At 45.4% G+C, this 25562-nt stretch carries 24 protein-coding genes and 1 pseudogene; 7 read left to right on the top strand and 18 right to left on the bottom strand.

Annotation, left to right across the window (positions count from 1 at the left end; all coding sequences use genetic code 11):
• Positions 1 to 287, top strand: a pseudogene (locus JK130_RS15470) (hypothetical protein); the annotation flags it as partial.
• 454 nt (positions 288 to 741) lie between these two features.
• Here the strand turns inward: JK130_RS15470 and JK130_RS15465 are convergent.
• The 3 genes from JK130_RS15465 to JK130_RS15455 form a co-directional block, all read right to left on the bottom strand.
• On the bottom strand, positions 742 to 984 hold the full coding sequence (locus JK130_RS15465) for an EF-hand domain-containing protein (protein WP_218355236.1): 243 nt from the start codon (positions 982 to 984) through the stop codon (positions 742 to 744).
• A gap of 58 nt (positions 985 to 1042) precedes the next feature.
• Entirely contained in the window at positions 1043 to 2038 is a 996-nt protein-coding gene (gene trhO, locus JK130_RS15460; RefSeq protein WP_218355235.1) for an oxygen-dependent tRNA uridine(34) hydroxylase TrhO, read from the bottom strand.
• Positions 2039 to 2123: 85 nt separating this feature from the next.
• Complete coding sequence (locus JK130_RS15455) at positions 2124 to 2630, bottom strand: VC2046/SO_2500 family protein (protein WP_218355234.1); 507 nt, start codon at positions 2628 to 2630, stop codon at positions 2124 to 2126.
• A gap of 115 nt (positions 2631 to 2745) precedes the next feature.
• Between JK130_RS15455 and JK130_RS15450 the strand changes: the two genes are divergently transcribed.
• Positions 2746 to 4440 carry a response regulator gene (locus JK130_RS15450; RefSeq protein WP_246587831.1) on the top strand — a complete coding sequence of 565 codons (1695 nt, stop codon included), beginning with the start codon at positions 2746 to 2748 and terminating at the stop codon, positions 4438 to 4440.
• Positions 4441 to 4452: 12 nt separating this feature from the next.
• Here JK130_RS15450 and JK130_RS15445 read toward each other — a convergent pair whose 3' ends face one another.
• The 3 genes from JK130_RS15445 to JK130_RS15435 all read right to left on the bottom strand — a co-directional run bounded on the left by JK130_RS15445 (position 4453) and on the right by JK130_RS15435 (position 6756).
• Positions 4453 to 5169 (bottom strand): META domain-containing protein, encoded by a 717-nt coding sequence (locus tag JK130_RS15445; protein WP_218355233.1) that lies wholly within the window; start codon positions 5167 to 5169, stop codon positions 4453 to 4455.
• A gap of 26 nt (positions 5170 to 5195) precedes the next feature.
• On the bottom strand, positions 5196 to 5570 hold the full coding sequence (locus JK130_RS15440) for a VOC family protein (RefSeq protein ID WP_218355232.1): 375 nt from the start codon (positions 5568 to 5570) through the stop codon (positions 5196 to 5198).
• Positions 5571 to 5910: 340 nt separating this feature from the next.
• Positions 5911 to 6756, bottom strand: a complete 846-nt coding sequence (locus JK130_RS15435; protein ID WP_218355231.1) for a DUF6279 family lipoprotein — start codon at positions 6754 to 6756, stop codon at positions 5911 to 5913.
• 164 nt (positions 6757 to 6920) lie between these two features.
• Here JK130_RS15435 and JK130_RS15430 point away from each other — a divergent pair, with 164 nt between their 5' ends.
• A complete protein-coding gene (locus JK130_RS15430) occupies positions 6921 to 7922 on the top strand; it encodes an ATP-dependent 6-phosphofructokinase (RefSeq protein WP_218355230.1) in 1002 nt (333 codons plus the stop codon).
• Here JK130_RS15430 and JK130_RS15425 read toward each other — a convergent pair whose 3' ends face one another.
• From JK130_RS15425 to JK130_RS15415, 3 genes are all read right to left on the bottom strand, one after another.
• Positions 7923 to 8750 (bottom strand): LytR/AlgR family response regulator transcription factor, encoded by an 828-nt coding sequence (locus JK130_RS15425; RefSeq protein WP_218355229.1) that lies wholly within the window; start codon positions 8748 to 8750, stop codon positions 7923 to 7925. It lies immediately after the preceding gene.
• Positions 8743 to 9825 carry a sensor histidine kinase gene (locus JK130_RS15420; protein ID WP_218355228.1) on the bottom strand — a complete coding sequence of 361 codons (1083 nt, stop codon included), beginning with the start codon at positions 9823 to 9825 and terminating at the stop codon, positions 8743 to 8745. Before JK130_RS15420 ends, JK130_RS15425 begins: the two co-directional genes overlap by 8 nt.
• A gap of 115 nt (positions 9826 to 9940) precedes the next feature.
• The gene (locus tag JK130_RS15415; protein ID WP_218355227.1) at positions 9941 to 10402 is read right to left on the bottom strand and encodes an Mpo1 family 2-hydroxy fatty acid dioxygenase; all 462 of its coding nucleotides are present in this window, start codon (positions 10400 to 10402) and stop codon (positions 9941 to 9943) included.
• 411 nt (positions 10403 to 10813) lie between these two features.
• On the opposite strand from JK130_RS15415, the gene JK130_RS15410 reads away from it, so the two are divergent.
• On the top strand, positions 10814 to 12592 hold the full coding sequence (locus JK130_RS15410) for a M61 family metallopeptidase (RefSeq protein WP_218355226.1): 1779 nt from the start codon (positions 10814 to 10816) through the stop codon (positions 12590 to 12592).
• Positions 12593 to 12634: 42 nt separating this feature from the next.
• On the opposite strand, the gene JK130_RS15405 is transcribed toward JK130_RS15410, so the two are convergent.
• Genes JK130_RS15405 through yejK form a run of 3 tightly spaced genes read right to left on the bottom strand, consistent with a single transcriptional unit; the run spans position 12635 to position 15503 of the window.
• Complete coding sequence (locus JK130_RS15405; protein WP_218355225.1) at positions 12635 to 13480, bottom strand: M23 family metallopeptidase; 846 nt, start codon at positions 13478 to 13480, stop codon at positions 12635 to 12637.
• A 1-nt stretch (position 13481) separates the two neighbouring features.
• A complete protein-coding gene (locus JK130_RS15400; RefSeq protein WP_218355224.1) occupies positions 13482 to 14357 on the bottom strand; it encodes a 6-carboxytetrahydropterin synthase in 876 nt (291 codons plus the stop codon).
• Between the two features lie 57 nt (positions 14358 to 14414).
• On the bottom strand, positions 14415 to 15503 hold the full coding sequence (gene yejK / locus JK130_RS15395; RefSeq protein WP_218355223.1) for a nucleoid-associated protein YejK: 1089 nt from the start codon (positions 15501 to 15503) through the stop codon (positions 14415 to 14417).
• A 157-nt stretch (positions 15504 to 15660) separates the two neighbouring features.
• Here yejK and JK130_RS15390 point away from each other — a divergent pair, with 157 nt between their 5' ends.
• Both JK130_RS15390 and JK130_RS15385 read left to right on the top strand, forming a co-directional pair.
• A complete protein-coding gene (locus JK130_RS15390) occupies positions 15661 to 15876 on the top strand; it encodes a YejL family protein (protein ID WP_218355222.1) in 216 nt (71 codons plus the stop codon).
• 12 nt (positions 15877 to 15888) lie between these two features.
• Positions 15889 to 17412, top strand: coding sequence for a DUF3413 domain-containing protein (locus JK130_RS15385; RefSeq protein WP_218355221.1), 1524 nt, complete (start codon positions 15889 to 15891; stop codon positions 17410 to 17412).
• Here the strand turns inward: JK130_RS15385 and JK130_RS15380 are convergent.
• The 6 genes from JK130_RS15380 to JK130_RS15355 form a co-directional block, all read right to left on the bottom strand.
• Positions 17378 to 17980: a D-glycero-alpha-D-manno-heptose-1,7-bisphosphate 7-phosphatase gene (locus JK130_RS15380; protein WP_218355220.1), complete on the bottom strand. Its 603-nt coding sequence runs from the start codon at positions 17978 to 17980 to the stop codon at positions 17378 to 17380. The two genes, JK130_RS15385 and JK130_RS15380, sit on opposite strands and share 35 nt — an antisense overlap.
• Positions 17980 to 18801: a putative RNA methyltransferase gene (locus JK130_RS15375; protein ID WP_218355219.1), complete on the bottom strand. Its 822-nt coding sequence runs from the start codon at positions 18799 to 18801 to the stop codon at positions 17980 to 17982. The genes JK130_RS15380 and JK130_RS15375 overlap by 1 nt, the downstream gene beginning before the upstream one ends.
• Positions 18802 to 18925: 124 nt before the next feature.
• On the bottom strand, positions 18926 to 19813 hold the full coding sequence (gene mmsB / locus JK130_RS15370; protein ID WP_218355218.1) for a 3-hydroxyisobutyrate dehydrogenase: 888 nt from the start codon (positions 19811 to 19813) through the stop codon (positions 18926 to 18928).
• Entirely contained in the window at positions 19813 to 20949 is a 1137-nt protein-coding gene (locus tag JK130_RS15365; protein WP_218355217.1) for an enoyl-CoA hydratase/isomerase family protein, read from the bottom strand. The genes mmsB and JK130_RS15365 overlap by 1 nt, the downstream gene beginning before the upstream one ends.
• A gap of 21 nt (positions 20950 to 20970) precedes the next feature.
• On the bottom strand, positions 20971 to 22125 hold the full coding sequence (locus tag JK130_RS15360; protein WP_218355216.1) for an acyl-CoA dehydrogenase family protein: 1155 nt from the start codon (positions 22123 to 22125) through the stop codon (positions 20971 to 20973).
• A 12-nt stretch (positions 22126 to 22137) separates the two neighbouring features.
• A complete protein-coding gene (locus JK130_RS15355; RefSeq protein ID WP_218355215.1) occupies positions 22138 to 23628 on the bottom strand; it encodes a CoA-acylating methylmalonate-semialdehyde dehydrogenase in 1491 nt (496 codons plus the stop codon).
• A 249-nt stretch (positions 23629 to 23877) separates the two neighbouring features.
• Here JK130_RS15355 and JK130_RS15350 point away from each other — a divergent pair, with 249 nt between their 5' ends.
• Positions 23878 to 25554, top strand: coding sequence for a response regulator (locus tag JK130_RS15350; protein ID WP_218355214.1), 1677 nt, complete (start codon positions 23878 to 23880; stop codon positions 25552 to 25554).
• The last annotated feature ends 8 nt before the right edge of the window (positions 25555 to 25562 follow it).

Genomic DNA, 25562 nt, shown 5'->3' with positions numbered 1-25562 from the left:
AGCTTAGTCCTTTTATCGGCTCTGCCCAAAATAACAGGCTTACCGGCCTGCCTTTTCTGCTTAAAGATTATATCGAGTTAGTCGAACAAACCGGTCGACAATTTCAGCCCCGAAAACGTGGACGAATAACAAGCTCTCTACCCATACCAGAAAGTGCGGGTCTCTCAAATAAAGGCTGGATCTGGCTAGTTAACAACATCGAAACCAGCTTCACCTCGCGTGTTAGTCTAAATGAGTCAACTCAAAAGCTAGGCCGTGAGCAAATAAAAAATATTGATAACTATTAAGTTATAACGACGCTTTCATTTGAAATGCAACGATATATTTAGCTACCGCTCGAGACCTTCTCTGGGCCCTAGTACCAGTCCCAATATCTGACCAAATCATAATCTTACTATTTTCTCGGAAGATTAATCCTGGCCTTTCGATGCCGCAAATATTCAACTATCGAGTTATTCCAGTAGCAATACGTATTAAACGGCGATGGTCTACTGAGTGGGTGTCCGATTATCTTCTATAACCTTGTTATAATCCTTAATAGGCACTCTACGATCTTGATGAAAATTGGGTGGGTGTCTCAATAGTATTTATGGGTGTCTAATTAGAGATGTGAGTGTCTAACTAGAGATGTTCTGCCCGTCTATAGAAGTGTTTCTGTTAAAAATTAAAACCTGACCGAAATAAAAAAACCCGACAATATTGCCGGGCGTTTTGATTCAATTGCAACGTGCTTAGTGAAGCTTAATACTCCCACCAGCCCTCTTGCCACCATTCTAAAAATTCTTCGAAGTCGATATAGCCGTCGTTATTGCTATCAATCAGTTTAAAGCCTTCTTCAACATGGCTCGCCTTCGTTTTTGGCGAAATCACAGTAAGAAGCTCGATAAATTCAAGCAAATCGATTTGACCATTACCATCACGGTCGAAAAAACTAAAGTCGCTTTTTATCTCAGCAACCTTTTCTTCTGAAAGTTGGGCGCTCACACATTATCCCTATTATCTAACTTGATAACCAAAGTGTAACGCTCCGAATACGTGCTGTCTATGCTTGATTGTCATTAGCGTCTAGCGCTCTTCGGCGTTGTGCTTCGGCTTTTTCCCGTCGACGCTTTTCCATTACATGGCGGGCTTCGGTCCCAACATGTTCTTCGTCGCGAGCGCGGGCAAGTTGGACCTGTTTTTCACGTTCTTTAAAACGCTCAATTTGTTCAGCAGTGTGTGTCCCAAAACAATGTGGGCAACTGACACCTGCTTCATACTTATCGCTTTGTTTATCTTGCTCGGTGATAGGTAATCGGCAGGCATAGCAGGCATCATACTGACTTTTCTGTAAATCGTGGTTTACCGCTACGCGGTTGTCAAAGACAAAACAGTCACCCTTCCATAACGACTCTTCTTTAGGCACATCTTCTAAATACTGTAAAATTCCACCTTCTAAATGAAAAACATCGTCAAAACCCTGCTCTCTCAAATACGCAGTAGACTTTTCGCAGCGAATGCCGCCGGTACAAAACATGGCCACTTTTTTATGCTTTTGGGGATCGAGGTTTTCTTTTACAAACTCAGGAAATTCACGGAATGTTTTTGTTTTTGGGTCGACCGCATGCTCAAATGTACCGATATCAATCTCATAATCGTTTCGGGTATCCACCACGAAAACCTCAGGATCGCTAATAAGGTCATTCCAGTCTTTAGGTTTTACATACGTACCTGCGGTTCGGCGTGGGTCTATACCTTCCACACCCATAGTAACAATTTCTTTTTTGAGTTTAACTTTCGTGCGATAAAAAGGTGGTTCCTCGTGCAGTGATTCTTTGCACGATAATGGATTAATGCGTTCGTCCTGATTTAGCCAGGCAACGAGGTTATCAATACCTTCGCGGGTACCTGAGACAGTACCATTAATGCCTTCATGGGCTAACAACAGGGTGCCTTTGATACCTTGTTGTTCCATTTTGGCAGTAAGCGGTGTGCGCATTTTTTCAAAATCTTCAAGCGCAACAAATTTGTACATCGCACAAACGATATAGTTAGACATAGAGTGAGTTACCTTTGCTAGTTGGAACGTAAAACCAGTGCAAAAATGCGCGCGCAATATAGCAAAATCGCGCATTTAACTCAAATCAGGCGTGAAGCAAACTACCTGACCCTTCAATAATATCACTCAGTAATAACGCATCACACTCTTGTGTTGGCGCTGCCTTACTTTGCTTTAAGTATATCTGAGTTGCCAGACTGCAATTGGCGACGATTTCGGGGTCTAAATAAGTGGCATCATTTTTTAGCGCTAAGGGGTCTGGGTGCATAGCCTGCCACAAACTTAACCCGGCAGTGTCTTGGCGCGCAACAAGTTGGCTATTGATATCTATGGTGGCACGGTTATGTGGCTCCGGTGCTAACGAAGCCCGCCGATAATGATTGAGCTGGTTTAATCGCTCCGTGGTACTTATTGTATAACTTTCACTGGCATCGTTGTCTTTAAAGCGACTCGTAACATTTCCCGGCTGCATTTGAATGGCCAAATACAACGAAAACAGTGCATTTGACTGGGTAGCACGCGCTAAATTACCTTGCCATTCGTGGTTAGCAGGTTGAACCGTATTCTGCGTAGCACTGACTTCAGTCACCATTGTCCCCCGTTATAAAACCAATAAGCTTATATCGGTTCATACGCCCCGTTCTTTAATATATACCTGCTAAAAGCGTCATCGAATCGCTGGCCCGGTTATACTAAGGTATATAGTTTTGCTACTCAGACATCCTTATCTTATGCAGTACACCGACAAACGTGTGTTGATAATTGAAGATCAACGCCCTTTTTTAATGTTATTAAAAGGGTTACTTAATTCAATGGGGTGTCAGGAGGTCACTATTAAGTCCTCTGCTGAACAGGCCCTTCCTGAATGTCGTAAACAAAAGTTTGATATCGTTATTGCCGACCTTCACCTGGGCTCCGAGCGAAAAAATGGATTTGAATTAGCGGAGGAATTACGCGTAGCGCAGCTAATTTCAGCCAGCAGTATCGTCATACTTATTAGCGCGGATAGTGCACGGCCTGTGGTATTAGGCTCTATTGAACGTCGCCCTGACGATTATCTGATTAAACCATTTTCGCAGATTCAGCTTAAAACCCGTATTGCCCGCGCATGGCGTAAGCGTCAGGCACTATTGCCCATATATAAAGCCATTTTTGATGGAGATTCTGCACAGGCTATCAACGCCTGCCAACAAATTATCAGTCATGACAGCCAGTATTTACATAGCGCTGAACAGTTGTTGATCCAGCTATATTGGCAAACTGAGAACAATCAGGCTGCTCTGGATTTGTTGATGCCCTACAAAGAACAACCCAGTGCCCAATGGGTTAAAACGGCCTTGGCTCGTACTTATCTGAACTTAGGGGATGCCAACCTTGCAATAGAAACCAGTGAGCAGGTTTTAAGTAAGAATAGGTTTAGTGCCGAAGCTTACGACATTATTGCTCACGCCCGCCAAGCTATTGATGAGGGCGATGCGGCTATTGCGGCCATCAACCAGGCGATAAAACTTTCTCCCTACTCGACTTTGCGCTTTTATAGCGCGTGTGCGCTGGCCCGCCAGAATCACAACTACCCTATGGCGAATACTGCCTGCCAAGCAATTTGGGACTTAACTAAAAGAACGGTCCACCAGAATATTAACCACTGGTGTAGCTACATTCGAAGTATTTTGGATGTCGCTGAATTCACAGACAGCAAGCAGCAGAAAAATCGCTATCAGCAAGACGCATTGCTACATCTTCAGCGAGGCAGGGATGACGATTTAATAGCGCGTCTTGATAACAACTTCAATCACGATATTTTTACGCAAGTCGTTATGGCGCGCATTGCTACATTAGATAACAAAAAGTTGGATGCTAAGCACGCTTTATTCAACTCCCAGCAGACTATTGCGCAAAACTATGCCCAATATCCTCTGTGTTATGCCACCGATTCGCTTAAGGTAATGCTGGAGTTAGGTGAGTACGAAGAAGCTTTACCGTTAACCAAGCTTTTGGAGGATAATCAAAGTGCTCTGGACGAAAGCAGTTTGTTTGCGATCAGGCAGGCAAAACAAAAAGCTGCGCACCATCAAAACGAATATTCACAATTTAATCGCGAGGGGATTAAGTTGTACCAACAAAATAAATTTGAAGACGCGCGAACCGCTTTTAGCCGGGCACAGGAACATGCGCCGGTTAATACAGGCGTAGCCCTTAACTTATTGCAATGTATTTTAAAAGTGGCTGAAAAACAGCAAAAGCCAGAACAAGAACTCGTGGTTGATTGCCAACGACTTTGCAAACTTATTACCGATATGCCGTTACACTCACAGTTTGAACAGAAGTTTGAAGCGATGCGCGAAGATATTAATAACCTAATAAGCCCCTCACCCCCAAGCAAAACTAAAAAGGGTTCTTAAACCGCCGCCAGATTAACGCTGCTGGCATCCAAAACGTTGATTATCATAGTCCAGAAGGGCTTCATTCTGTTGGTGATGAAAAATAATCTCTTTACCCGCATAGCGAACACCTGAGGCACTACGGGTGCGTGTTAATAAGGGTTGCTTGTCGGCGATGGTCAACTCAATGACCTCGGCATTGACCTGACGCATGCTCACTACTCCGGCCCCCTCACATAAGTATTGCACATTGCCGCTCTGGTCCGTGGCTACTGAATCTTTTGCACGGCTTAGCTTTAATACCGCCTGGTCCTCGTTGTTATACACAACGATGTTTTTGTTATCGTTGTAGTTGTAATAGCGCGCTTGGGTAAGGGCTTTGAATAAACGTTGCTCTTGTTGGGCAAGCTCTTCTATACACATTCGCCGGGTACTGACAGGGGCAGAAAAAGTCGCTCTTTCGTCATTCATACTGCCTACACCGCTGTATTGATTACAGCCCGCAAAACCACTGACACGCCCATTTTCTTTAAAAGTGAGTGTAACCGGTGTGTCTGAGATGACAGGCTGCTCATCAATAGCTTCTACCAGCCAGATACCGGTAACAGTATTAACCGGTCCATCGGGTGCTGTTGTTGTGCAGGCAGTTATACCAACAACATAACTTATTAACAGGGCCTTTTTGAACAAAGCGCGGTTTGTCCGCCCTGCTACAAAGCCTAAGGTATTGGTAAAAAAATTAATAATCAAACCCTTAAATATTCAACTTAAAAAACTCAGATTACTTCTGAAACACAAAGCTGTTCAGACCATACCGCAAATTCGTTACCGCTGGGCTCCAGAAAATGAAATCGACACCCTCCCGGAAACTCAAACACAGGCCGGTTGATGATACCGCCATTTTTTTCAATTTTAACTTGGGTCTGTTCAATTTGCTGACTATAAAATACCAATAGCGCGCCGCCGGTGGAGGTTTGGCTCGATTGCTCAGCGCGATAAAACCCGCCACTTAAAATGGGTGTAGAAAACGCGGTGTAGTCTGGCCCATAGTCGGTGAAATGCCAGTGGAAAACCGTTTCAAAAAACGCTTTTGTCGCGGCTAAATTTGCGGCTGGCCATTCTACGTAATCGAGCTGCTCGTGCTTGTGCATGATGTTTTCCTCACCGGTTATTACGGTTAAGACCTTTGCTACTACAAAGTAGGGGGGTTGTAAATCACATCACCAGCGTTTTGCCGTGAGACTACAGACTCTCCCGAGGTATTATTTATCAATACAATGATTTATAGCTTAGCAGACTGATTTGCTGAACGATATCCCTGATTTAAAAGCAGCGCTGCCACTATTTATAAATACCGGTTGTGGTTGTCCAACTATAAGTGGGTGCAAGGTGACAGTGGCTGAAATTAAGGTTAAGACCTAGGCAAACTCAACCTTTCGACTGTTTACCTATCTATAATTGCACTGTCTTTTTCACACTACCGACTTCACACTATTCTTTTCGCATAGACTGAATATCTTCAATCAGATCGTCTAATTCGTCAATAACATGCTTACGCTGGTGGGGTGTCATCATTTGTACCATTTCGGTAGCCAGATTAAGGTATGCTTGCCGGTTGTTTTCTCGCTGCTTCAAAAAAGCATCGGAACGGTAGCGGTCCGGATTGTTTATTAAATCAGTCAACTGTTGAATAAAATCGGGGTTATTCTTACGGGTTGCAAATAACCGGCGCGCATCACTTTGCATATCATTGCGATACTGTAACCAGTTTCTGTCTGAACGGTGAAACAAAGGCGCATAACTTTGCAGCTTTTGTTCTTGCTCATCAGTCAGATTTCCCAGGCCCTCCTCAAAATTTTCTTCCATTTCTTCTGTAAGCCGCTCAAAGCGCTCTTTGTCAGACTCTTCCATAGCCTCAGCAATTTCTTTTTCTTTTTCCCGATTTTCTTTTTCTAATGTCGCAAATAAGTATATCACCTGTTCATCATTAAGCTGCGAAGCCAATTGTGCCAAATCAGGGGCTAATTTTTGCCGTACCGTCGCAACATGTTGTTTTGCACGGTTTAGATGTGAAGCAATGAGGGGTTTATTTAGCTCGTTATTCGCCACCTGCTGCTTTAATGCCTGCAATTGCGCAATGTACCGTTCAAGCTGTTCTTCGCGGTGCCAGACTATCCACTGCGATAGCTTGTCGTCGAACATATCTTCCTGTTCATCGGTTAGCTCTATATAGTCATCTAAGTACCAGTAAACAAGCCAATCAATATTGTCATAAGCCATTTTTGACGAGCAGCCAGAAATTAACAGAAGACTGAACGCAATAAACCATTTTTTCATTTTGAGTCCTGTTGCGGTAAAACCATTGAGTCACTATTTCTTAGCTAAATACAAACTAATTCCAGCTAAACACGTAAAGCCAAAAAACAGTGTAAAACAAATTTGTTGTTAAGCTAAGCATATAGCACAAGACCTAAAAGTCAGGTTAATAAAGGTTACAGAATATGAAAAAACACATAGCAGTTCTCACCTCCGGTGGTGATGCGCCAGGCATGAATGCCTGTATCAGAGCGATGGTATTAAATGCCGAACGTGCTGGTCATAAAATTTCTGGGTATTTACGTGGTTTTAATGGCGTGCTTAATGATGATCGTATTTGTTTAACTGCTCAGCGGATGCATAATTTAATTCAGCAAGGCGGTACTATTTTACACAGCGCACGTTGCGAGTCTTTTTGTCAGCCACAGGTCAGGCAACAGGCAGCTAATAATTTAAAATCTGCGGGTATCGACACCTTAATTGTTATGGGGGGCGACGGCTCTTTTAAGGGTGCGCATGCGTTAAAAGCACACTGGGACGGCCAAATTATCGGTATACCGGGTACAATCGATAATGATATTGATCAAACCGATGCCACCATTGGCTACTACACCGCAATCGAAACTGCAGTGAACTCTATTGATAAGGTACGCGACACCGCCGATGCTTTTGACCGGGTATTTGTCGTAGAGGTAATGGGGCGTCATGCAGGTTTTTTGGGGATGAGCGCAGCATTGGCTTCCGCATCTGACTTTGTATTGGTACCCGAGTTATTTGAATGTGCTCAAACCAGCTTACAGCAAATCAAGCAGCAAATTATGCAGCGTCAACAATCCCGGGGGCCGGTTAGCTATGTGATTGTACTGGCCGAAAATTTATGGCCCGAGGGCGTAATAGGCCTGTGTCAAAATGTCACTGAAGCCACTGGCCTTGAAGCTAAACCGGTGACATTAGGTCATGTTCAGCGTGGCGGTTCACCGGTAAGTCAGGACCGAATTTTAGCGGTCAAGAGCGGCACCTTTGCAATAGAACTGGTCAACACAGATATCAGCGACATAATGATTGGCATTCAAAACGATACACTGGTTACCGTACCGCTTGAAAAAACCTGGCAGAAACAAAAAACACTGGGCAAGGACGCGCGCAAGACTGCCTTACATTTAATGAACCAGCGTTATATCGATTAGTTACAGTTTCATTGCGGCTTTTACTTTGTCGCGATGGCTGCGGCTCACTTTTAATTCAGTATCGTTTTGAAGAATAAGGTGGTATTCACCACTAATATGACTCACCAGTTTTTTCACAAACCGAATATTTGCAATCGCTGAACGGTGCACACGTACAAACCATTGGGGATTAAGCTCCTGCTCAAGCTCTTTCATGGTTTTGCGCATTATATGCATCCCATCTATCGCATGGACACACATATAATCGCCCGCCGCGTCGACCCATTGTATGTCCTGCACCGCCACCCGCGTTACCTCAGAGCCATCTTTAATCGCCAGCACCTCTGGATAAGGATTTGTTTCAATCGCTTCGCCATTTGCCAGTTTTCGTAAAATCTCTTCACAGTCATCGCCGGTTAAATCGGCAACCAAACCCGCAAGTTTACGAGACTGTGCATCCTGATACTGGTTTGTCAGATAATCTCGAACCTTGTCCAACGCCCCGGTCAGACGTTCGTCATCGGCAGGCTTTAGCAGATAATCCAGAGCATGTACATCGAATGCTTTAATCGCGTAGCTATCGTACGCGGTAACAAAAACAATTAACGGAATAGGCTGATTCAGCTCACGCAGCCTATGAATTACCTGAAAGCCATTTAGCCCCGGCATCTGAATATCTAAAAAAACCAGGTCGGGCCGATGCTGTGAGATAGCACTAACCGCGTCTAGTCCATTTTGACATTCAGCAATAACATTTACGTCGGCATGACGTTCAAGGCGCGCGCGTAAACCGCGTCGCGCAAGGGGCTCATCGTCCACTATAATCGTTTTAATTGTAAACTCAGTCATGTATTACGTCTTTTACTTCGTAGGGAATGCGTAGTCTCACCCTGACACCGGTTGGCTGGTTATGCTCTATGCAAAAAGCAAAGTTTCGATGATAAAGCGACTGCAAACGCTCCCTGATGTTTACCAGACCAACGCCGTTTTCGCGGGCCAGCTGACCGTCTTTGATATCAGCTCCCGGTCCGTTGTCCGCGACGTCCATTAATAAATCGTTACCAAAGCAGCGCGCGGTTATTGCCAGACGCCCGCCTTCTTCAAGTTTAGATATGGCATGTTTGATAGCGTTTTCAACAAGAGGTTGTAAAATCATGCTGGGAACCAACGCTGTTTCGCAAATCGGATCGATGTCCCACTGGACCTCCAGTCGGTCATCAAACCGCACCTTTTCAATTTCAAGATAAAGACGTAAGGCTTTGATTTCTTGTTCTAAAGCCACTTTTTTTATGGGATCATTATCAAGCGAGTAGCGAAGAAAATTACTCAACCGTGAGACCATGGCCTCTGCAGTATCGTTTTCTTTCAATAAGATTAACGTAGATATTGCGTTAAGGGTATTAAATAAAAAATGCGGATTGAGCTGATAACGCAGCATTTTAATATGCGCCTGATGCGCCATTGTGCTGGCCTTTAACGCATTTTGTTTTTCTTTTTGCAGCATTTGAAAGTTTTTGATGCCAAAGTACAGACCGCTCCAACAGCCCACCATAATGAGTGAGTTGATCGTATTGGTGAAATACATAAACCACGTATCAGGCCGATATCCGTGTTTGTATATTTCCCAGTAATTAATGTTTTTAACTACTGCCCACACTAACGCCACAACATAGCAGGCAAATATAACTGCACCAAGCATTTTTAACGGCGAAAGTTTTCGGGCCCACTGAAAAACGTAGCGCAGAGGCACCGTAAGTAACCAGCCCGCGTAGGCATTCAATAAAATGATAAATACCCAAATAGAGCGAACATCATGCAAAAACGACCCTATGTAATACACTAAAGCAAATCCGGCCCACCCCATCGTGTGTAGGGTCCAGAAAAGTCTTTCGTTACTTTCAAAAAGTCGTTGCCAGCGGCTCACAAAACTTACCGTTTTATTTTATTTTTATGCAATTATACGCATGATATCAGCTTCGCACGGGAGTTTAGTCTTAACTCTGGGGCTTCTGGTCGCAGCTTATTGTAAAACTCATCAACTAATAAGCGATATTCAGCCGTTTTAGCCAGTGTACCCACCACCACGCCGGGCCCACTAACAAAAAACGAAGATCTTCTAAAAATGAGGGTTTTTTACCTTCAATTTTATGGCCGACAAACTGCAAAATCCACATTGCGACAAACAACGCCAGACAAAATAACCACACGCTGATGCCTAAAGCTTGTAACAACGCTATACCTCCAAAGCAAGCTATGGTGAGTAGGGTCATTGCGGCGCCTATAGGCCCCGATAGTGAAAAATAATACATCAGTACCGGCACCGATAAAATATGGGCCCATGTAACATCGTAAATACTTAACCATTGCGGAACAGGGATTGACCATACTAACCCCAAGGTCACAAAATAAATGCTGGGCACCGCGATGGTGTGAATGAGCACGTTAGCTCGATTTTGATGGCTTTCGCCATAGCGAGATAAAAGATGTTCAATCTGGCGCATGATCATTTCCTGGCATAAATTTGTCGATGGGCAAATTCCACTGGTACAGAAGTGTTTTGTTTATAACTTTACAGTACCGATACTCAAGCATTGATATTAGCATCTTTTTTTATTTCCTTTATAGCGCATAATTAACTTTTAATTAACAAATAATATATTAGTCGAGTGTAAACTCTTACTTTTACATTCGTACGTACACTAAAATATTATTCCGCAATATCATTAACTTAATGAGCACCCTAATACTCAGCTGTATGCGTTTAGTCATTTCTTTTTTTGCTATGCCTGCCTGTCGCGCTAAAATATTGGGCGTTAAACGCAGACCACCTGAGTCTGCCGACAGATTTCTAATACTGACAAAGCCCGCCGGCTTGGGCATCATAGGACTATTATTAGCGTTATGGATAAGTTATGTCTGAACCTTCGGTATATCCGCATTATACATTAGCCGTCGACTCGATAAGCGAACATACTTTCGCTGTCAGTGTGAGTATTCCTGCAAGTCAAAGCAAGGTAACCACCTTAAGCTTACCGGCGTGGATTCCTGGTAGCTATATGATTCGCGACTTTGCACGCCACATTATTAAAATTGAGGCTTTCAATGACTCAGGAGAGGCCGTTGTTCTTGATAAAACAGACAAACAAACCTGGCAGTATTGTGCTCAAAATCAGAGTATCACTGTAACGTATACCGTCTTTGCCTTCGACCTATCGGTGCGCTCGGCTTTTATCAATGATCAATATGCATTTTGTAACGGTACGTCGGTATTTTTAAAAATACACGGCTTAGAGCATCAACCGCATACACTGGCCATCTCCCCACCCGCGAAGACTGACTGGAATGTGCACACCAGTATGGTGTGCCTCGATAACCAATACCAGTGCCAGAACTATGCTGAATTCATCGACCATCCCATATTTATAGGGCAGGCGCAGGTACAAACCTTCAAGGTCGACAATATTGAGTTTGACGTGCTGTTTAGTGGCGATGCTCCGGTAGATATTGAACGTATTTGTAACGATTTAAAACCGGTTTGCCAGCATCACCTGTCTTTATTTGAAAAGCCTTATCCTATTCAACGCTATTTATTTATGACCTTGCTTAGTGATACCGGTTTTGGCGGCCTTGAACACAGAAATTCTACCGCCCTGCTGTATCCTCGTTTTGACCTGCCCTTGCCTGGCGAACATAAGGTACGCCCGGACGGTTACATCACCTTTCTGAGTCTGTGCAGTCACGAGTTGTTTCATACCTGGAATGTTAAACGTATCCGGCCTGAAGTGCTTGTTCAGCCCGACCTGTCCAGCGAAGTTTTCACCGAACAATTGTGGATATACGAAGGTTTTACCAGCTTCTACGATGATGTCACGCTGGCCCGAACCGAACTTATCACACCCGAGAAATACCTTGGGATTGTCGGTCAGAATCTGACCCGCTTATTACATGGCAGCGGTCGGCATTTACAAAGTGCGGCTGCTTCTTCTTTTGATGCCTGGACTCGTTTTTACAAGCAGGATGCTAATTCGGTAAATCATATTGTAAGTTACTATACCAAGGGCGGTATTATTGCTCTGGGCCTGGACTTGCTTATTCGTCGTGAAAGCCAGAATCGATATAGTCTGGATACCGTGATGAAACACATGTGGAATGATTACGGCAAAGACGAAAGAGGCACACCCGATGATGTTATTGCAACAATATGTCACGATAAGCTCAATATAGATGTCACTGATTATTTAAATCAGGTGGTCTATGGGACCGAGGATGTCAACCTGTCAGCATGGCTTGCAGATATCGGCGTTACTTTACATTACCGCGCTAAGCTGAACTCAGCAGATAAAGGCGGAACTGACGTAGGCCATGGCGGTAATCAGCATATGTTAGGGGCTACGGTAAAAACCGCACCGATGGGTGTCGCAGTAGCTCAGGTTAACAGTAACACGGCGGCCAGCAAGGCCGGGCTGCAAATCAACGACATAATATTGGCGGTCGATAACTTTGTAGTAAACGAAAACTTATTGCAAAGATTGCTTAATACCAGTACTGAAACCACGCTCGCGCTGACAGTGATAAGAGACGGGAGAATTTTAAACCTTACATTGCCGGTACAACCATCGTTGCAGCAAGCCTGCTACTTTACGATAGAAGATCGCGAGAAGCTGCAACGCTGGTTAGGTATTAATCGTTAAGTAATAGCGTGCAAAACTGCACGCTATTGTGATCAGTACCGGCTATTGGCGGGCCGGTACCAATAGGGCCGGATCTAAACGCTGTTTGTGTAAATTAATTCGCCAGTCAAGATGAGCACCGGTAGCTCGGCCCGTTGCGCCAATTTCACCCAACTTATCGCCTTGCTTTAATGTATCGCCCGAGCTCACCGACATTGAATCAAGATGCAAAAACGTACTAAAAACGCCCATGCCATGATCTAAAATCATCGTATTGCCTGAGTAATACAAATCATCAGCCAGTGTGACGGTACCTGACGCCGGAGCTACTACCGGCGTACCGGTAGGCGCGCCCACATCAACGCCATAATGCGGGCGGCTGGGTTTGCCATTTAAAATTCGCTGACTACCATAAACGCCGGTGATCGGGCCTTCGGCGGGCCATATAAAACGGGTAAATACGGCATCGGTATCTGACGATTGCGCCCGAGCTTTTGCAACATTAGCGCTGTCGCTACGAATTCGCTTTAATACTGCTGCGGGGGGCGTCACCATTTTTTGATCCAGTCCGTCAATACGCTGGGTCACATAATCACGCTCGCTAAGCGTTAGCTTGCGACGGTTCTCGTCCCCATTGGGTAATTGCCAGGTTAAGGTGTGCTGAAGGTCAGCACTACGGTCAAAACCAAACACAAATTTACCCTGAGAATTAGTTTGTATCGTTTTTCCGTTAAGCTGTACGTTACTGCCCACCGGCAACTGCGCCCGCACCAGACTTCCCTGGGTAAGCTTACCATTGAGTACCAGTTGATTACTATCTGAGTGCGACTCTATACTGTTGCTGGCACTGACACTACAGCTTAGTGCTAAACTGACAACACCCAGCAATATACCGCTTAATCGGTACATATTAGTCTCCTACTATCGCGCCTTTTCCAACGCCTTCATATGCCATAACCTGAAGCGTGCAATCGCCACTGCGTTTTTTCTGTTCGTTGTATACGTACTGTGCCAAACATTCAACGGTTGAGTCGGTGTCGATAACCTCGCATCCGCTTCGCGGTATCAGTAGCTCAAAATAGCCCTGCGATGACTCGTAAGCACAGCAATAGTATTCACCGGGATTTTCTACCTGACCCCCGGCCTGAAGATCGTTGTAATCAATCAAATCTTCGGTACTGATAATGTAAATATCTTCCCAACGCTGGGCCCAATACTGTTGCGACTCCAAACAATCCTGCCCATCAATGACAATCCCAATTTTAGACCGATGTCCGTGGGCGATACGCTGGCAATTACCATCGTGCTTCTTTAACCCATGCGTATAATGATAAAATGGGGTTAAAATTTGTTCGGGCCGCAGTTTAAGTTCTATATTAGCAACATTATCGGGCAGATGAGTGGCGATAACTTCGCGTAAATAACTGCCGACCGAGCTCATTGTTACTTCATCAGAATAAACAAAGGCGTATGCTTCTGCAGGGCAAAACAGCTGGATTATTTTGCTGTCTTTGCCGGTAAACCGCACCTCAACCTGCTCATCGCAAGTGCGGTGAGTCACTTTGCTTCCTGAATACTCAAGAGGCACCAACAGTTTGTGATCTACATATTCGTCGATTAATTTTTTAAGATTCTTCTTAACCTTACCGAAGTCCTGAATCATGCTTTCGTCGTTTAGGTTACCGTCCAGAACCACATCGACAATCCAGCTTTCACCTACCATGCCCCGACGCGGACACAAGTAAGAAAAGTCCATTACGGTCAAGTCGTTTACAAAAAGTTGCATAATGTCCTTACAGCCTTAATAAATTAATGCGCAGTATACGTGAATTCATGGCAATACTCACTCGCCAGAACCGTTGTGTTCACCGCCAGACTGCCGGCTTAACTGATCTCTAAGATTGGGTGGAATTCCTTTAATAGTCAGCGTATCGCTGGCAGGATCGTAAATAACTCGATCGCCCAATAATTTTCGTTCAAAGCTTACACTCACGCCTGCCCCAGCGCCGGTGAATTTCGCCAATTGACGCAAAGCAGCAGGATCAGGCTGAATGTCCTTTTCAAGGGGGGTTGCAAGACCCTGGGTGAAATGCTCAAACGAATGACTGCCAGTTTCATCCTTGGACAGTCGTGACGATAATTCACTCACCGACAATGTCTCGCCACTGTCTATCTTTTCTTTGAAATAGCTTTTTACTTCGTCGCGATGTTGTTCTTGTTCTTCACGGTCAAGGTTTTCAGAAGCCAGGTACGCGTCTACCGAGGAAATGAGATGTTTGTTTTGCTGTTTCACATCTACCAGTTCTTCGCAGCCAATAAAGTCCATGAAAAAGTCAGAGACCTTGCGTCCCATGCGCCCTTTTATAAAGCTGATATACCGCTGCTGCTCTGGCTGTACTTGTAACTGGGTTAAATCAATCCGTACCGCCAGCTGCATTTTGGCTAAATCAAGGTGCTCGCGCGAGGTCAGATTCAGCTCCTGACTCACCTCTACGTGGGCCCGGGTATTTAATAACGCCACCATCAAATATTGGGTGGCTAAAAATTCGTACTGGCAAAAAATCAGAAAACCCGTTTCAACAGAACCTGTATCGGTGAGCGACTTAATCAAACGGTCGGTGGCGGCCACTGACAACTGATGAAAATTGCGCTCTAAATCGTCGCCTCCTTCGTTTTGTCTGGCGATGAACTCACTAAGCTGTGACGCAAACCCACTAACCTGCGTTTGATCAGCGTCACTGTTGTTGTCACTTTGAACAAAATGCCCTACGCCCTTGCCTGGCTTTGAATTAAAACTGTGGTTGATCTGGTGTGCCAGATGTTCAATTTCAGGGGTTACCGGCAGGCAGGCATCGCGAGGGACGGCCTGTAGCTTGTCCTCTTTGTTCACAATCAGGCGATGGACAACAAAGTGATGTATCAGTGCGCTCATAGTAAAAAGGGCATCCTGTTTAAAAATTGTATGAAAATAAGAAAAGGAAAGTGTGGAATTATGAATGAATGATTGTTATCACTCAAACAACGATTATAATCCATGTATCTATCTTAACATTCTTTTTATTAAAGATTTCAGCAAAAGAGGCGCAGTTATGCCGCAACAAAGCCGTTACCAAACCGCGGACTTCGAGAAAATTATGAACCAGGTTCTCAGCACCCTGGAAGAACACGACGCAGACCGGGATTTGTCACTAATGGTTTTAGGCAATGCCATTACTCATATCTTTAATACTCAAGTAAAACCCGCTGACCGCGCGGCCATGGCAGAAAAATTTGCTGGCGTGCTGGTTAAAAGCATTAATCAATAATATTGACTGCTCATGATTTTAGCTGAATCGCCGCGCCGGCAAAGAGTCACCAAGCTGGTTAACTGGGGACATTGGTTCGCATTGGTCAATATTGTAATCGCTATTACCATTGCCTCAGTTTTCATTTTTTCCTCACCGCTACCCGATACGGTCATAGGCACTGGCTTTTTGCTTGCGAACTGGTTTGGTCATATCAGTTTTATGACTTTTTTCGGATTTGTAATTTTTGTTTTGCCACTGTGCTATCTGGCAGTAAGCCCGCGAATCATTAAGACGGCGGCTTCAATTATCGCGGCGTTGGGGCTGGCATTGCTTGCCTTTGATGCCTTGCTGTTTAATCGAACCGGTTTTCATATCGGCTTTAGCTCGGCGCCGCTGCTTAGAAGTGAAGCGCAAACACAGATTAGTCATTTTTCATTGCAAGAATGGGGTTTTCTGGCGCTTTTGTTTATTGTCTGGTTCGGGTTTCAGCTGATTCTTGCCAATGCTATCTGGAAGCGTATTGAACGTTTACAAAAAAGACGTATAGGCGTACCGGTTTCAAGTTTTTTTATTGTTTGTTTTGTGGCCAGTCACGCAGTGCATGTATGGGCAGACGCCAAGTTATATCAGCCGGTTATAAAGCAAGATAACATGTTTCCTTTATCGTATCCGGCTACCGCTAAAACGACAATGTCGCGCTATGGTCTGCTTGATTTAGCACGCTATCAGGAACGCAAAGAGCTGCAGTTTGACCCTGAAATTCACAAAATTACGTATCCGGTAAAGCCTGTTTATTGCTCAGTTAAAGCGCAAGAAAATGTTGTCCTTGTTGTTCAGACCGATCAGCAACCGCTGACAAAACTGCCAAATCTTGGCCTTAAGACTCACTCTGATTATTATTCAACGGCCTCCTCGTTAGAGGGGTTGATTATGACAACACTATTTGGTGTGCCTGAGATTTATGAAGGAACCTTAACCGGCGAAAATCCGGTTTTACTGGCGCTTCCAGTGGCTCAGGGGATGGCGGTATCGATTCATACCGACTCCCAGCTGCCTAATGTGTTACTCAAGGGTTTCAGACAGCCCATAAGTAATGAGCACAGAGGCTTACATTTGGCTTTTTTACCCGGCGCGAAAATAGAGCAATATGTTGATAGTAAACTTATCGAACACAATAAGGTTATTGTGGCGACGGGCTTCAACAATTCCACAGGCGCTGCCCGTGGCACATTGTTCACCAACCTGGACCTAGACGCCAGTATTGCCAGTACCGAAGATTTAGCCCCAACTGTGTTGAATGCTTTAGGCTGTAATGCGCCGGTGAACTTTTACTCTACAGGCCGCAACCTGCTCAGCCCTTCACGCGGATGGCTGGTCAGTACAACCGGTGACAAAGTGGTTGTTATACATAATAACCAGCAAATTGAAGTACTGAGCAACGGCAGTTATGAGATTACTAACATGACTACCGGCCAGCGCAGTAACGAGGTGCTGAATGTTGACTTGCTTAGCACTGCAATTAAACATCTGACGCGTTTTTCGTCGCCTCAATAATTGCAGGGATCAGTGCAGGTACTGCTTGCACTGATTCTGCATGAAATATCCGGCTCTTGTGTAAAACAGGCTGCGGAGGTTTCTGGTTATTGATAAAGCACTGGGCAGGAAGCCCCGCTGCTGCTCCTGCTTCCATATCGCGCCAGCTGTCACCTAGCAACACACTATGAGATAAATCAGCATGCAAATCCTGGGCGGCCTGTAGCAACATGCCCGGTGCGGGTTTTCTACAGTTGCAGACCTGAAGATACTCTGACTTAGCCGCAGTAGGATGATGTGGGCAATAATATACCGGCACATAGGGCAACTGGTGATGTTTAAAAATTTGCTGCATATATTGCGATACCGCATGAAACGCATTTTCGCTGTAATAGCCGCGGCCTATCCCAGACTGGTTCGTCACGACAACAGGTAAAAAACCTTCGTTAACAAACTGCTGCATGACAGCAAATACAGGCTCAATGAATTCGAATTCAGACACCTGCCCTACGTAGCCTCGATCGTAATTAATCACGCCATCACGGTCTAAAAAAATAAGCCGGGTTTGCGGTTTTACTAATTTACTCATTACTGAGGCCGCCATACTCGAATGATAAAATCAGCGGTCACGGTATCAAGGTGCTGCATTATATCCTCATATTTTTCTTTAGTTAGTTTCCAGGTATAGGGAGTCATATTTAATAACCCCTGTTTAAGGGTATCTGCGCTTAGATCAACATTGAAATGTACACGTTGTTCTTCATCCAAACGCCATGGGTCGGGCAGCAGCTGCGGCGCGTTATGAAGCTCCGGCTTTGTATAAACCAACGCTTTAAGCTCGCATAAATGGTTTGGCCCCGGATCAACCGTCACCAGCATCCCCTGCTTAGTTAATACTCTGGCGTATTCTATATGATTGCCAGGCGCGAAAATTTGCATCACTACATCAAGCGTGTGTGCCGCCACCGGCAAATCAAAATTGCTGCCCACCACAAATTGTGCATTTTTGTATTTTTTAGCTGCCATTTCTACGCCAGCTTTTGCAATATCACTACCAAAGGCTTTAATATCGTAACCGTCCTGGCAGAGTGCCTGGGTAACAAAAGCCAGATAAGCACCTTCGCCGCAACCCGCTTCGTAAATGGTATAAGCGGTTTTATACCCATTTAAATGCGATTTAATCAGCTTGTGTAAATTCTGCATCAGGGGTTCATACCCCCGCGCCTGATGAAAGTTACGACGTGCTATCAGCATAGGCTTGTCATCGCCCGGCTGTTTTGAACGCTTGTTTTGCACAGGTAGCAGATTAACGTAGCCACTTTTAGCCTGATCAAAACTATGATTATTTACACATCGCCAAGAAGAACTACGGGTATCAAGCGCATGCTGACATAATGGACATTGCCACATAAAATTAGACTGTTTTATTGCATAAAAGGGCGATAGTAGCAGATGTTTGAAAGTGGGTAAAAACTGAAAAGCCCCTGCCCATAGTAGTGGATGACAGGCAGAGGCTTATAATAGTCAGGCGTGATTATTGTTGTTCAAACATTTTAAAAATACTTGAAAAATCTTTATCCTGATTTCCGTTGCTCTGATGTAACCGATAAAGCGACTGGGCCAGACTAGCCATAGGCGTAGCTGAACTACTGGCGCTGGCAGCATCCATGGCCAAACTTAAGTCCTTATTCATCAGTTTGACCATAAAGCCACCCTGATAATCGTTGGAGCTGGGGACGTTTTCCATGACATCAGGACACGGATTATATTTTTGCAGCGTCCAGTTGCAGCCTGAACTTTGCAACATAATGTCGCTAACCACTTTAGGGTCAAGCCCGTTGGCTATGGCTAGCTGCAGTGCTTCGCTGGTACCCGCCATTAATACTGCCAGCAGCATGTTATTACATATTTTGGCCACCTGCCCAGCGCCCAACGGACCAGCATGGAAAATATTCTTGCCCATGCAATCAAGTACCGGGCGCGCCTTCTCCACGGCCTGCTCTGACCCACCCATGATAAATGTCAAGGTACCGGCAGTCGCGCCAGCGGTTCCGCCTGAAACCGGTGCATCCACAAACATATGACCTGCTTTTTCAACGGCTTCACCCACATCCCGGGCACTTTGTGCATCAATAGTACTGGAGTCTATAAATAATGTCTGCGCACCCGCCTTTGCGATAATACCATCATCACCTAAATACAGACTTTTTACATGCTGAGCGGCCGGCAACATAGTAACCACTACCTGTGCATCCTTAACCGCCTCGGCAGCGCTGGAGGCCGACTTTGCACCTTTATCGCAGGCTTGTTGAACGGCTTCTGGCACCAGATCAAAAACGGTGACATCCATACCCTTTGCTAATAAATTTGCGGCCATAGGACCGCCCATATTACCTAAACCAATAAATGCGATTTTTTTCATTATTTTGCTCCTAAGTCGGCCAACGGGTGCTGTTGCTCGTTCCAAAGTGGACTGAAAAAGTGCTCTACTACCTCTTGTGGTACATCAGCAATATTCGAGAACTTCCAGTTTGGTTGATTGTCCTTATCAATAAGTAAAGCGCGCACACCTTCTTGCAGTTCACCATACTCACCGCAGTGACACGACATGGTCATTTCCATTTTAAAGCATTCAGCCAATGTCATATCTTTTCCGCGTTTAACCTGTTCGTAAACCAGGTTAGCGGTAATAGCCGAGCCGCCTTTAAGTGCTTTTTGCGCCTTATTTAGCCACTTATCATCGGTGCTGTCTAACTGTAGAATATTATGCGCGATAGCAGCAATATCCTCACCCTCACAGGCTTTATTAATTACAGATAAACGTGGTTCTACCTGAGGTTCAACACGCTGGTCGGCAGGCGTTTCGTGTGTCGCCAATACCTGCGAGACTTGCTGATGAGCATTTTTGCTTGTGAAGTCCGCCTGGCTAAACTGCTCAAGGACCTGTTGCTTTTGATCTGCATCGCAATAATGATCAGCCAGTGTAAGAAAGCAGGCATCAGTGGCATTAATACTGGCGCCGGTAAGACCTAAAAACAGGCCTGTGTGTCCGGGTAAACGCGGCAGAAAATAACTGCCCCCGACATCCGGATACAAACCTATAGTAATTTCTGGCATCGCCAGCCGCGACGATGCTGTAACCACACGATGCGAAGCCCCGTTTAATAAGCCCATACCGCCACCCATTACAATTCCGTGCCCCCAGACAACCACAGGCTTGCTATAGGTATGAATGGTGTAGTCAAGCCGATACTCAAGAGCAAAAAAGCGCTTTATAAAGTCAGGGACTTCACCGGGAGCGGCTTGCATTGACCGATACATAGTGACAATGTCGCCCCCTGCACAAAAGGCTTTATCGCCTTTTGCATCAATGAAGACAAAAGCGACGTCGTTGCGCTTTTCAAATTTTTGTAATGCATCGAGCATGGCTTCAGCCATGTCTAAATCTAGCGCATTTAACGATTTCGGCTTATTCAGGGTGAGTTGGCCGGCAACTTTGCCACCGGCTAACGAAATTTCGCGTACTGTAATAGGGGCAGAATCAACTGCATCACTCATGTTGCGTCTCCTTTGCCGTGATTATAATACTTCACGCTCATCGGCCAATAAACGACGGCCGATAATAACCCGCATTATTTCATTCGTGCCTTCAAGAATCTGATGCACACGAACATCTCTGACATGACGCTCTAACGGGTACTCTTTAATATAGCCATAGCCACCGTGTAACTGCAGTGCATCATTGCACACTTTAAAACCCACATCGGTAGCAAAACGTTTGGCCATGGCGCAATAGGTGGTTTTATCTGCATCTTTATTATCAAGCTTAAATGCCGCCAGACGTACCATTTGCCGTGCCGCAACCAGCTCGGTTGCCATATCAGCCAGTTTAAATTGCAACGCCTGAAACGCCGCCAATGGTTTATTAAACTGTTCACGTTCCTGCATATAATCACGTGCAGTATTAAGGGCCTGTTGTGCGGTACCAATTGAGCAAGTGGCAATATTGATGCGGCCACCGTCCAGCCCCTGCATGGCCATTTTAAAACCGTCACCCTCTTTACCCAGTAGCCACTGGGCATCCAGCTCTACATCTTCAAACGTGATCATGCGCGTGGGCTGTGCATTCCAGCCCATTTTCTCTTCAGGCTTACCGTAAATAATACCGTCACAGTCAGCGGGTATTGCAAAAGCAGAAATGCCCCCAGGACCCGCATCGCCGGTTCGTGCCATTACCACCAGAACATCGGTACTGCCCGCCCCTGAAATAAACACTTTAGATCCGTTCAGCCGATAACCATCGTCGGTCTTTACGGCGGTGCTTTTAAGCGATGCGGCATCAGAGCCTGCGCCAGGTTCGGTCAGGCAATAAGAGGCCAGCTTTTCACCTGTTACCAGCTCAGGACACCACTGGTCTTTAACGCTCTGGGTTCCCCAGCTGGCAATCATCCACGTGGCCATATTATGGATAGTGAGCATTGCCGTGGTGGTTGTGCATCCCATCGCCAATTGCTCAAAAATAATCGATGAGTCTAAACGCGACAGACCCAAACCACCCTGATCTTCAGGGGTATATAATCCACAAAACCCCAGCTCACCCGCCTGGCGAATTTCGTCTACCGGAAAATGATGCTCTTTATCCCAACGGGCTGCGTTAGGCTGCAATACCTGCCGCGAAAACTGAGCAGCAGTATCGGCGAAGGCCTGTTGGTCATCTGTTAATGAAAAATCCATGATGCCCTCCTGTTAAGACATTGAAATTGTCATATTCGGGCCGCCTGGAATGTCATTTTCCAACCAGCGTGATGTAATGGTTTTGGTTTCTGTATAAAAGCGAATGCCTTGTTTGCCATAGGCATGCAAATCACCATAGAACGAGTTTTTCCAACCGGTGAACGAGAAAAACGGCAGCGGTACAGGAATAGGCACATTAATCCCCACTTGTCCTACTTCAACTTCACGCTGATATTTTCTGGCCGCTGCACCGCTATTTGTGAAAATAGACGTGCCGTTACCATACGGATTGTTATTCACCAGCGTCAGGGCATCTTCTAAAGAGTCAGCGCCCATCGTGCATAATACCGGGCCAAAAATTTCTTGCTGGTATATATCCATCTCGTCAGTAACATCACTAAATACGGTAGGGCCAACCCAGTTGCCATCTTCATAGCCTTCCAGCGTAAAGTCGCTACCATCGACCAGACAGGTGGCGCCCTGGTCTTTACCGCTTTGAATAAGCTTCAATACACGCTCTTTTGCTGCCGGGCTGATAAGCGGTCCGAAAGCTGCATTTTCGTCGTCCCAGCGACCTGGTTTTACCTTTGCGATTCGCTCGGCAAGTTCAGGGATCCACTCTTGGGCTTCACCTACAAATACGGCTACAGATATAGCCATACAACGCTGTCCCGCGGCGCCAACCGAGGCTCCAACAAGATTGTTCAACACATGTTCTTTATTGGCGTCTGGCATGATTACGGTATGGTTTTTCGCCCCCGCAAAACATTGTGCGCGTTTCATATTTGATGTCGCAGTCCGGTAGATATGCTGCCCAACCGGAACTGAACCTACAAAAGAAACCGCTTTAATAACAGGGTGTGTTAGCAACGGTTCGACTTGTTCTTTACCACCATGTACTACGTTTAATACGCCATCAGGTGCGCCGGCTTCTTTAAACAATTCGGCCAGACGCATGGGTGTCATCGGATCTTGTTCAGAAGGTTTTAAAATAAAGGTGTTACCACACGCAACCGCTAGCGGAAACATCCACAGTGGAATCATCGCCGGAAAGTTAAATGGGGTGATTCCTAAACAAACGCCTAAGGGCTGGGTGTTGCTATAGGTATCAATATTACGGGCTACATTTTCAACGGTTTCGCCCATCATCATCGCCGGTACGTTCATGGCCTGCTCTACCACTTCAATACCACGCCATACGTCGCCCATGGCATCATCAAAAGTTTTGCCGGTCTCTTTGGCCAGGATTTCTGCGATATCGCGCTGATGCTCTTTTAATAGGGCTTGATAGCGCATCATCACCCGTGCGCGTTGGGTTACGGGAACATCTTTCCAGCTTTCAAATGCCTTTTGCGCACTGTTAACCGCGTCTTCAATTTCTTTGTCAGTCGCACACGGAACCTGCGCGATAACCTGATTGTTAGCAGGATCAGTAACATCAATATAATTTGATGTTGCAGAGGGTTGCATTTGGCCATTGATAAATAAGGGTACCTGGTGCATAACTTTTTATTCCTGTAGTTTGGCTCTTGGCAACAACATAACGCCACCTTCCCTTCACGTAAACGTAAAGCAACAAGCCAACGTTAGTTATTTGTAAACTTTGTGTGACGACATGATGCTTGAGGTTGTTAATATGATCAATATCTGTGAATGAATTTATTTTTTTTCAATAATGACGAAATAACCTCGGGTTGCTATGCTTAACCGCTGTGCAGTACGTACTCTCGCCTTTTATACAGGTTTCTACAGATGCAGTATCGATTAGCCATTGTTGAAGATAATGCCACCGCAAGAGGCACCTTGCGAAGCCATATCTTAAGTTTGGGATTGTTTGACATAAGCAGTTTCAGTAGCGCCAGCGAGCTTAAACAAGCACTTCGTAAGCAAAACTATGAAGTCATTATTTTTGACTTTCATTTAGGTGAGGGGCGCAGTGGGGTCGAGTGGCTCAATATTTTACGCAATGAACAGTTTATTCGTCCTAGTACCGGCATTATTTTTATTACCTCAGACCGGCTACCCCAAACTATCGGCCAAATCATTGATTGTCAGCCGGATTTGCTGCTTATAAAGCCCTACAATATGAATAGTCTTTCCCGGGGTATCAAACATTATATTACTTACCGGCGTTATGTAGGCGATGCCCTGGCGGCAATAGATCGCCACGATAAATCTCAGGCTTTAATCTTGCTGCAAAAACTCTTGGAAAAAGAAGTTCCTCTTCGTTTACGCAATGATGTTATCAAGCTTAAAGCACAGTTATTATTCGAAACAGGTAATATCTTGCATGCCCGTACGCTATACGACACAGTTTTGCTAGAGTCAGATAAAGTATTGTGGGCGCAATGGGGAAAAGTAAAATGCCATTATGTGCAGGGAAACTGGTTCGAATGTGAAAACGAATTAAGCACGATGTCCCATTCGCCGCTGGCCCGCGGCAAAGCATTTGAATGGCTGGCCAGTTTAAGCTTTGAGCAAAAAGCGTATGCTCAGGCCGAACACTATCTGGATAATATTCAGGGCAGTGAACTGAGTTTATCGGCCGCGCGCCTTAAATCTATGACCTATCAAAAACAAGACCGGGTTGTAGAAGGCATCGAACTACTACAGAAAAAACGGGAAGCCAGTCAGCATGCGCGTGATAGGTTTGCCACCTTCACCTTTGAACTTGCTGAGTTTTACCTGTCTATTGCAGAACAACAACCTTTAACAAATCGCACCGAAAGTTTGTCTCAGGCCCGTCGGCTTATTGGGATAGCCGGACGTACACAAAGCGATGCTCAGCAATTGCAAAAACGCGATGTGCTGATGGCCTACGCCGCAATTTTAGATGAAGACGTTGAACGAGCCGAAACATTGGTTGCACAGGACCGGGAATCACCGTATCAGCGCACCGCAACCGGAACCTTGATTACCGCAGCAAAAGTTTACGGTGGGTTAATGCAGCCTGAAAAGGCTCGTGAATTGCTTGCCATAGCGCATGAGCGAAATCAGGCCAGCCTTAGCCTTACTGAGCAGATAACACACCAGCAGCTTCTGACCCAAACTGAGCAAACTATGGGGCTGGCCGCTGAACAGGCTACCGAGCTTAACGACAATGGTTCCAGGCTGTTTGTACAGCAACAATACACCAAAGCCATGTATTATTTTTATCAGGCTTACACACTGTTGCCCGAAACTGCTGCCTTCGGACTTAACCTGTTGCAGTGTATGTTGCACGTTGAACAACCCGCTTATCGAGGCTTTACCGTAATCTCTTTGCTGGACTCCCTCGACTCTTCGATACTGTCGTCAGCTAATCGGGGTCGTTTGAACAAGCTAGAGCAAACTTTTAATGAAAATCAACGCTTGTACGCGGCGACCGGCGCACTATATGAAAAACAAACAAACCCATCTGCTACTGAAGTTGAGACTCCGGCGGTTTAAATAGCGAC

Origin of the sequence: Alteromonas lipotrueiana, assembly GCF_019249245.1 — a bacterium.
In the GTDB taxonomy this organism is placed as follows: domain Bacteria; phylum Pseudomonadota; class Gammaproteobacteria; order Enterobacterales; family Alteromonadaceae; genus Alteromonas; species Alteromonas lipotrueiana.
This window is presented reverse-complemented; position numbering and strand designations above follow the sequence as displayed.